The following is a 9,049-nucleotide window of genomic DNA, read 5'->3' as shown; positions in this document are numbered from 1 at the left end:
GTGGAAATTTGGGGGCGGGTTGATGAGTTGGGCGTGAATTGAAGCGTTCGCTCTGGGACGTCGTCAAGCTTATCGGCGAGGCTCCACGTTCGGGCGTCTCGGTGGTCGGCGTCGAGGGTGACACAAATTCGTGACATCTGGGCGATTCCGGGGCTTCAGCGCAGCGCCTCGTAGATGCGGATTGCCAGGTCTTGCGAAATGCCGTCCACCGATGCCAGGTCCTCGATGCTGGCGCGGGCGACGCCGGAGAAGCCGCCGAAGCGGGCCAGGAGGCGTTGGCGGCGGCGGGCGCCCACGCCTTCGATTTCTTCCAGGCGCGAGACGTTGCGCGTCTTGGCGCGGCGGGCGCGCATGCCGGTGATGGCGAAGCGGTGGGCTTCGTCGCGGACCTGGGCGATCAGCATCAGGGCGGCGGATTCGCCGCCCAGGGCGACGGGCGGACGGCCATCTGCGAAGACCAGGGTTTCCAGGCCGACCTTGCGCCCTTCCCCCTTGGCCACGCCGACCAGCGTCTGGATGTCCAGGCCCAGTTCCGCGAAAACCTTGCGCGCGACCTCGACCTGGCCTTTGCCGCCGTCGATGAGGACGAGGCCGGGCATCTGCGCGTCGCCGTCGGCGACCTTGGCGAAGCGGCGGGTCAGCACCTGGCGCATGGCGGCGTAGTCGTCGCCGGGCGTGATGCCGGCGATGTTGTAGCGGCGGTACAGCGAGGGCTGCATGTCGTGGTGTTCGAACACCACACAGGAGGCCTGAGTGGCCTCGCCGGCGGTGTGGCTGATGTCGAAGCATTCGATGCGCAGGGCGTCCAGCGCGGCTTCGTCGGTGTCCAGGTCCAGGGCTTCGGCCAGCGCCAGCGTGCGTGCGGCGCGGGCGCCAGATTCGGTCAGCGCGCGGGCGAGCGCCATTTCGGCGTTCTTGGCGGCCTGCTCCAGCCAGGATCGGCGCGTGCCCTGCGGACGCGTCAACACCCGCGACGGCCGGCCGCCGGCCTGCTCGACCAGCAGCGCGATCAGCTCGGGATCTGGCAAGGCGTGGGAACAGACCAGGATCGGCGGCATCGCGTTGTCGGTGTAATGCTGGGCCACGAAGGCTTCCAGCACCTGCGGCGCGGCCTCGCCCTCGGCGTGCGACGGAAAGAACGGCTTGTCGCCCAGATGGCGGCCGCCGCGCACCATGGCCAGGTTCACGCAGACCTTGCCGCCGGCAATGGCCACCGCAATGATGTCGGTGTCCTCGCCGCTGACGTTTTCCATGGTCTGCTGATGCAGCACGCGCGCCAGCGAGCCCATCTGGTCGCGCAGCGCCGCGGCTTCCTCGAAGCGCAGCTCGGTGGAGGCCTGCAGCATGCGGGCCTCGATTTCGCCCATGACGTCCTTGGCCTCGCCGTTCAAAAAGCGCACGGCGCGATGCACGTCGCGCTCGTATTCGGCCGCTTCGATCGCGCCCACGCACGGCGCCGAGCAGCGCCCGATCTGATGCAGCAGACAGGGACGCGAGCGGTTGGCGAAGACGCTGTCCTCGCACGTGCGCAGGCGAAACACCTTCTGCAGGATCTGGATGGTTTCGCGCACCGCCCAGGCGTTGGGGAACGGGCCGAAGAACTGTCCGCGCTTGTTGGTGGCGCCGCGGTAGTACGCGATGCGCGGCCAGTCATGCCCGGTGATGTGCAGGTACGGATAGGACTTGTCGTCGCGGAACAGGATGTTGTAGCGCGGCTTCAGGCTCTTGATGAGGTTGTTTTCCAGGATCAGCGCTTCGGCTTCTGAGCGCGTCACCGTAACTTCAAGCCGCGCCACCTTCGCCACCATCTGGGCGATGCGCGGGCTGGACAGCGTCTTCTGGAAATACGACGAGACGCGCTTCTTCAGGTCGCGCGCCTTGCCGACATACATGACCTCGCCTGCCGCATCCAGGTGCCGGTAAACGCCCGGCAGATGCGGCAGGTCAGACAGGAACGATTTGAGATTGAAGTCGTCGGGCATTCTGGTAACGGCTTTCGGCTTGCAGGGTGTCCCAATCGGGCGCGTCGAAACGCGGCATCAGGCGCCGGATGCGCGCCACGGACTCGGGCGCATGGTCGAACTCAAGCCGAGCCAGCAGGTCGTCGGCCAGGTCCGGGCGGTTGCACACCAGCACCATGTCGCAGCCAGCTCGCAGTGCGGCGTTGGCGCGGTCCAGGATGTCGCCCGCGACCGAGGCGCCTTCCATGGTCAGGTCGTCCGAGAACACGACGCCATCGTATCCCAGGCGCTTGCGCAGGATGCCCTGCACCCAGCGCTTGGAAAAGCCCGCCGGATGCTTGTCCACCTTGGGATAGATGACGTGCGCGGGCATGACGGACGGCAGCACGGCGTCGCCCAGCCAGGCGTAGGGCGCGGCGTCGTCCTTCAGGATGTCGTCCAGCGTGCGCGGATCAACCGGGATCTCGTGGTGCGAGTCGGCGCCCACGTAACCGTGACCGGGGAAATGCTTGCCGCACGACGACATGCCGGCCAGGGACAGGCCCTGCACCAGCGCGCGCGACAGCATCGTCACCACGCGGGGATCGTGATGGAAGGCGCGGTTGCCGATCACCTTGCTGACGCCGTAATCCAGGTCCAGCACGGGCGTGAAGCTCATGTCCACGCCGCAGGCGCGCAGCTCGGCGGCCAGGACGTAACCGGCCTCGGTCGCCAGGCGCATCGCCTGCAGCGGGTCGCTGTCCCACAGTTCGCCCAGCGCGCGCATCGGCGGCAGGGGCGTGAAGCCGTCGTCGCGGAACCGCTGCACGCGGCCGCCTTCGTGATCCACCAGGATCAGCAGCGGCTCCTTGCGGGCCTTGTGGATCTGACGCGTCAGCGCGGTGAGCTGGGCGCGGTTTTCAAAATTGCGGGCAAAAAGGATGACGCCGCCCACCAGGGGGTGACGCAGGCGCTTCTTTTCCGCCTTCGTGAGCGTGTATCCCGCCACATCGACCATCACGGGGCCGGGAGGCAGGACCGCCTTGGATTTTTTCTTGGCCATGGAGGCTGTCCTTGTAGCTAGGTGCGGCAAGCCGGCGGGGATGACCCCGGTCTCAGGGCTTGCGCTCGACCACCACATATGCGGCGGCCATGTCGGATTCATCGGTAATGGAAACGTGGGCCGCGCCGAACCGGTCAGCGTACCAGCCCAGCAGTTCGGGCGCGATCACCAGCACGGGGCGGCCGCCCGGCGCGTTAAGTGTCTGCACGCGCCGCCAGGTCATCGGCATGCGCATGCCCAGCCCGATGGCCTTGGAAAACGCTTCCTTGGCGGCAAAGCGGGTGGCCAGAAAGCGCAGCCCGCGGACCGGGTCGCGGGCGCGGCGGGCGTGGAATTTCAGGAGTTCCTCGGGGCCGAGGATCTTTTCGGCAAACCGGTCGCCGTGACGGGCGAGCGCACGTTCGATGCGGTCGATGCGCAGGAGGTCCATGCCGATGCCGGCAATGGCGCCGGCGGGCATGGCGGAAGAAGAGTCGGACATCGGCATCGCCTGGCTAGCGGTCAAAACGCGTCATCGGCCCGCGTTCAAAGCCCGCGCAGCGCGTGCAGGCGCGCCTGCACCATCAGCGCCTTCATATCGCGCACGGCTTTTTCCCAGCCGTCGAAGATCGACTGCGCGACGATGGCGTGGCCGATGTTGAGTTCGGAAATGCCGTCCAGCGCGGCCACCGGCTTGACGTTGCCATAGTGCAGGCCATGGCCGGCGTTCACGCGTAGCCCGTGGCGCAGCCCTTCGGCCACGGCCAGGCGGATGCGCTGCAATTCCGCCTGGGCAGCCTCGCCCTCGGCTTCGGCGTAGGCGCCGGTGTGCAGTTCGATGACGGGCGCGCCGGCCTTGGCGGCGGCGGCGATCTGGACCGGGTCCGGATCAATGAACAGCGATACGCGGATGCCGGCTTCGGCCAGCAGCGCCACGGCGTCGGAGACCGGGCCCATGGCGCCGGCGACTTCCAGCCCGCCTTCGGTCGTGAGCTCGGTGCGCTTTTCGGGCACCAGGCAGACGTCGCTGGGCTTGACCGCGCAGGCGATCTCCAGCATTTCCGGCGTGACTGCGCATTCCAGATTCATGCGGGTGCGCAGTTGCGGGCGGATCGCGTAGACGTCGGCGTCCTGAATGTGACGCCGGTCTTCGCGCAGATGCAGCGTGATCAGGTCGGCGCCGGCGTCTTCGGCGCGCAGCGCCGCGGCGATCGGGTCGGGATACACCGTGTGGCGCTGCTGCCGCAGCGTGGCGACGTGATCAATATTTACACCGAGTTCTATCATTGCACTTTCGTGGTTTCTTCCCAGCCGCCGCCCAGCGCCTTGTACAGCTCCACGCGGTTGATCAGCGCGGCCAGGCCGGTTTGCACCAGCGACAGCTGGGCGTTGAAAAAGTCCACCTGCGCGGTCTGCACCTGCAGGTAGCTGTCGATACCGTTGGTATAACGCAAATTCGACAACTCCAGCGTCCGCGCCGACGAATCCTGCAGCGCGCGCTGGGCGTCCAGTTGGGCCCCATAGGTGGCCTCGCCCGCCAGCGCGTCCGACACTTCGCGGAACGCCTGCTGGATGGTCTGTTCGTACTGTGCGACCGCGATATTGTCGCGCGCCTTGGCCAGGCTCAGTCCCTCACGGATGCTGCCGCCGGCAAATAGCGGCGTCGTGATCGACGGCGAGAAGCTCCAGTAGCCCTGCCCGCCCTTGAACAGGTCGCCCAGCGACGGACTGGCCACGCCCAACAGGCCGGTCAGCGAGATGGTCGGGAAAAACGCCGCGCGCGCCGCGCCGATGTTGGCATTGGCGGACAGCAGCTGGTTTTCGGCGGCGGCGATGTCGGGACGGCGCTCAAGCAGGTCGGACGGCAGGCCGGACGGCACCGTGGCCAGCAGCTGGTCGCGGCCGAACGTGGCCGGCGGGGGCAGCGTGTCGGGCAGCGGCGTGCCCACCACCAGCACCAGCGCGTTCATGGCTTGCGACCGGGCGCGCGCCAGTTGCGCCAGGTCGGCGGAGGCCGTGTCCAGCAGCGATTTGGACTGGTTCAAATCCAGTTCGGACGCCACGCCGCCGTCGAAGCGGCGCTTGACCAGGTCATAGGATTCCTGGCGCGAGGCCAGCGTGCGCTGCGTCAGTTCCAGCTGGACCTCGGCGGCGCGCAGGTTGAAATACGACTGCGCGACCGAACCGACCAGCGTGATGTGCACGCTCTTTTGCGCCTGCTCCGTCGACAGGTACTGCTGGTACGCCGCCTCGGACAGGTTGCGCAGGCGGCCGAACAGGTCGATCTCGAAGGTCGTAAGGCCGATGCCGGCCTGGTACGTGCTGCTGATCGAGCTGGAATCGGGGCCGCCGGGCCGCATGTTGGCCGGCAGGTGCTGGCGCTGGCCCTGGATGCCGGCGCCGATGCTGGGCCACTGCGCACCGCGCTGGATGCCGTACTGCGCCCTGGCTTCTTCGACGCGCTGGACCGCAACGCGCAGGTCGCGGTTGTTGACCAGCGAGAGTTCGATCAGCGCCTGCAGGCGTTGATCGCGGAAGAATTCGCGCCATCCCAGATCTGCCGCGGGCGTGCCGGCTTGCGGCATCACGTCGGCGGCAGGCTGCGAGCCCAGCGTGGTGGCGCGCGTGTACGCGCCGTACTGCACCTTGGGCTGGTCGGGCCACGCAGGGCTGACCGGGGCGTCGGGACGCTTGTATTCGGGAGCCAGCGAGCAGCCGGCCAACGCCACCGCCACAAAGGCGGACAAGGCGGTCTGTCTGAACATCAGGGCTTTCATTCCTTGCCCTCCTGGCCACCAGTGGGTTGTGCGGGCTGAGGCGTTGCCGGCAAGGCGGCCTTTTCGGCCGCCGCCTTCTTGGCCGCCTGTTCTTCCTCGAAGAGGCGTTTTTCGGCGCCCAGGAGGCGCGGGCGGGTCTTGAAGAGACCCAGCACCACCACGAAGAACGTCGGCACGAAAATCACGGCGAACGGCGTGGCGGCGAGCATGCCGCCCAGCACGCCCAGGCCGACCGCGCGCTGGCTGGCTGCACCTGCGCCGGTGGCCATCGCCAGCGGGATCACGCCCAGGATGAACGCCAGCGACGTCATCAGAATCGGACGGAAGCGCAATCGGGCGGCCTCCACCGCGGATTCGTACAGGCCCATGCCGCGGGCGTACTGGTCCTTGGCGAACTCCACGATAAGAATGGCGTTCTTGGCCGCCAAGCCGATCACGGTCACCATCCCCACCTGGAAGTACACGTCGTTGGACATGCCCAGCACGCTGACCAGCGCCACCGCGCCCAGCATGCCCAGCGGCACCACCAGCATGACGGAGATCGGAATGGCCCAGCTTTCGTACAGCGCGGCCAGCACCAGGAACACGACCAGCAGCGACAGGCCCATCAGGATGGGCGCCTGGTTGCCTGCCTGCAGTTCCTGGTAGGACAGGCCCGTCCACTCGTAGCCGAAGCCCTGCGGCAACTGGGCGACCAGCCGCTGCATTTCGTCCATGGCCTCGCCCGTGGAGTAGCCCGGCGCCGAGCTGCCGCCGATACGCATGGATTCGTAGCTGTTGTAGCGCACCACCTGCACCGGACCCTGGACCCATTCCGCCGACACGAACGTGGACAGCGGCACCATGCCGCCCTGCCCGTTGCGCGCGTTCAGCTTGAGCACGTCGGACAACTGCATGCGGTAAGGCGCGTCCGCCTGCACCCAGATGTTCTGCATCCGGCCCATGTTGGGGAACTTGCTGAGATACGCCGAACCAACCGCCGTGGAAATGAGCGAGGCGGCTTCATTGAAGTCCACGCCCAACGCCGCCGCCTTGTCGCGGTCGATGTTCAGGGTGAGCTGCGTGCCCGCCGACAGGCCCGTGACGCGGACCTGCGACAGCACCGGGCTCTTCATGGCCTCGCCCATCAGCTGGGCGGTGGCCGCGGCCAGTGCATCGGTGCCGGCCGCGCCGCGATCCTGCAGGCGCAGGTCAAAGCCCGTGGCGTTGCCCAGCGACGAGATGGCCGGCGGCACCAGCGTGAACACCTGCGCGTCATGGATGCCCATGAGCTGCTTTTCGAAGGCGGTGAAGGCGATCGCGCCGGCGGAATCCTGGCGTTCCTTGCGGTCCTTGAAGTCCTTGAGCGTGGTGAACGCGATGGCGGCGTTCAGGCCGTTGCCGTTAAAGCTGTAGCCCTGCACGGCGATGATGTTCTCGACGGCGGGGATGCCCTGGAAGTACTTTTCGACCTGCTCGATGACCTCGACGGTGCGGTTGGCGCTGGCGCCGGTGGGCAGTTCGATGTTGCTGACCACATAGCCCTGATCTTCCTCGGGCAGGAACGACGACGGCAGGCGCAGATACAGCCAGCCCAGCAGCAGGACCAGCACCAGGAACACCAGCATCATCCGGCCGCCCTTGTGCAGGATGCGCGACACCCAGTTCTGGTAGCCATGGGTGGTGGCGTCGAACTTGCGGTTGAACCAGCCGAAGAAACCCTTCTTGTCCTCGTGGTGGCCCTTGGCCACGGGCTTGAGGATCGTGGCGCACAGCGCCGGTGTGAAGGTCAGCGCCAGCAGCGCCGAGAAGAAAATGGACACGGCCATGGCCACCGAGAACTGGCGGTAGATCACGCCCACCGACCCGCTCATGAAGGCCAGCGGCAGGAACACCGTCACCAGCACCAGCGTGATCCCGATGATGGCGCCGCTGATCTGCGGCATGGCTTTCTTGGTGGCCTCCTTGGGCGGCAGGCCCTCGGTCGCCATGATCCGCTCGACGTTTTCGACGACCACGATGGCATCGTCCACCAGAATCCCGATGGCAAGCACCATCGCGAACATGGTCAGCACGTTGATCGAGAACCCGAGCGCCAGCATCACCGCGAACGCCCCCAGCATGGCCACCGGAACGACCAGCGCCGGGATCAGCGTGTAGCGCACGTTCTGCAGGAACAGATACATGACCAGGAACACCAGCACCATGGCTTCAGCCAGGGTGTGCAGCACCTGCTCGATGGAGACCTTGACGTAGGGCGCGGTGTCGTACGGCACCGAGTACTGGATGTTGTCCGGAAAATACTTGGACAGCTCCTGCATCTGGTTGCGCACGCCTTGCGCCGTGGCCAGCGCGTTGGCGTTGGGCGACAGCACGATGGCGAAAGCGGCCGTCGGCTTGCCGTTCAGGCGGGCGCCGAACTGATAATTGTCGGCGCCGACCTCGATGCGGGCGACGTCGCGCAGCAGCACCTTTGAGCCGTCGGTGTTGGCGCGCAGGACGATCCGGCCGAAGCCGTCGACCGTGCTGAGCTGGCCGTTGGCCGTGACCGTGGCGGTGATGCGCTGCGAATCGGGATTGGGCGGCGCGCCGATGCTGCCGCCGGAGATCAGCACGTTCTGGCTGGCGATGGCGTTGTTGACCTCGGCCATGCTGAGGTTGAAACCGACCAGCTTGGCCGGGTCCACCCAGATGCGCATCGCGCGCGGCGCGGCAAAGAGCTGGAACTGGCCGACGCCAGGCACCCGGGAAACCGGGTTCTTCACGTTGCGGGTGATGTAGTCGGCCAGGGCCGTCTGGTCCAGCGTGCCGTCGGTGGACGACAGCGTCACGATCATCAGAAAGCCGGTACTGGTCTGCTCGTACTGCAGGCCCTGCTGCTGCACCGCGGCGGGCAGTTGGGCGATCACGTTGGACACGCGGTTCTGCACGTCCACCTGCGCCAGGTCAGGATTGGTGCCGGGCGCAAACGTGGCGGTGATGGTCGAGGTGCCGTAGGAATCGCTGACGGACTCGTAATAGATCAGGCCCTTGGCGCCGTTGAGCTGGTCTTCGATGATGCTGGTGACCGACTCGGCCACTTCCGGGGCCGACGCGCCCGGATAGGTTGCCGTGATCGTGATGGCCGGCGGCGCCACATCGGGGTACTGCGCGACCGGCATGTTCGGGATGGCCAACACCCCTGCCAGCAGAATGAAAAGGGCAACTACCCAGGCGAAGATTGGTCGATCGATAAAAAATTGCGGCATGTGGGCTGACTCTGAAAGCGATGCTCACCAAAGGGGAACGCGGCGCTTGCTGCGCCGCGTGCC

6 protein-coding genes are annotated in these 9,049 nt (G+C 66.8%); all 6 read right to left on the bottom strand.

Features of this window, described 5'->3' with window-relative positions; genetic code table 11:
• Positions 1-155: 155 nt before the first annotated feature.
• From uvrC to AC6LJW_RS06605, 6 genes are read right to left on the bottom strand one after another with little or no spacing between them, the layout of a single operon-like run.
• Positions 156-1,982 carry an excinuclease ABC subunit UvrC gene (gene uvrC / locus AC6LJW_RS06630; RefSeq protein WP_056563054.1) on the bottom strand — a complete coding sequence of 609 codons (1,827 nt, stop codon included), beginning with the start codon at positions 1,980-1,982 and terminating at the stop codon, positions 156-158.
• Complete coding sequence (nagZ, locus tag AC6LJW_RS06625) at positions 1,945-3,003, bottom strand: beta-N-acetylhexosaminidase (protein WP_498086811.1); 1,059 nt, start codon at positions 3,001-3,003, stop codon at positions 1,945-1,947. The genes uvrC and nagZ overlap by 38 nt, the downstream gene beginning before the upstream one ends.
• Positions 3,004-3,055: 52 nt before the next feature.
• The gene (gene acpS / locus AC6LJW_RS06620) at positions 3,056-3,490 is read right to left on the bottom strand and encodes a holo-ACP synthase (protein ID WP_369818965.1); all 435 of its coding nucleotides are present in this window, start codon (positions 3,488-3,490) and stop codon (positions 3,056-3,058) included.
• Positions 3,491-3,528: 38 nt separating this feature from the next.
• A complete protein-coding gene (pdxJ, locus tag AC6LJW_RS06615) occupies positions 3,529-4,269 on the bottom strand; it encodes a pyridoxine 5'-phosphate synthase (RefSeq protein ID WP_056563063.1) in 741 nt (246 codons plus the stop codon).
• The gene (locus tag AC6LJW_RS06610) at positions 4,266-5,759 is read right to left on the bottom strand and encodes an efflux transporter outer membrane subunit (RefSeq protein ID WP_427984086.1); all 1,494 of its coding nucleotides are present in this window, start codon (positions 5,757-5,759) and stop codon (positions 4,266-4,268) included. The genes pdxJ and AC6LJW_RS06610 overlap by 4 nt, the downstream gene beginning before the upstream one ends.
• The gene (locus AC6LJW_RS06605) at positions 5,756-8,986 is read right to left on the bottom strand and encodes an efflux RND transporter permease subunit (protein ID WP_498086810.1); all 3,231 of its coding nucleotides are present in this window, start codon (positions 8,984-8,986) and stop codon (positions 5,756-5,758) included. Before AC6LJW_RS06605 ends, AC6LJW_RS06610 begins: the two co-directional genes overlap by 4 nt.
• Positions 8,987-9,049: the final 63 nt, after the last annotated feature.

It is taken from the genome of Achromobacter sp. 1012554356 (assembly GCF_059760815.1).
The sequence above is the reverse complement of the archived record's forward strand: the minus strand, read 5'-3'. Positions and strand labels throughout refer to the sequence as shown.

Bases quoted from the DNA above. Each gene is read 5' to 3' on its own strand.
- uvrC (WP_056563054.1), bottom strand. From the start codon at position 1,982: ATGCCCGACGACTTCAATCTCAAATCGTTCCTGTCTGACCTGCCGCAT.
- nagZ (WP_498086811.1), bottom strand. From the start codon at position 3,003: ATGGCCAAGAAAAAATCCAAGGCGGTCCTGCCTCCCGGCCCCGTGATG.
- acpS (WP_369818965.1), bottom strand. From the start codon at position 3,490: ATGCCGATGTCCGACTCTTCTTCCGCCATGCCCGCCGGCGCCATTGCC.
- pdxJ (WP_056563063.1), bottom strand. From the start codon at position 4,269: ATGATAGAACTCGGTGTAAATATTGATCACGTCGCCACGCTGCGGCAG.
- AC6LJW_RS06610 (WP_427984086.1), bottom strand. From the start codon at position 5,759: ATGAAAGCCCTGATGTTCAGACAGACCGCCTTGTCCGCCTTTGTGGCG.
- AC6LJW_RS06605 (WP_498086810.1), bottom strand. From the start codon at position 8,986: ATGCCGCAATTTTTTATCGATCGACCAATCTTCGCCTGGGTAGTTGCC.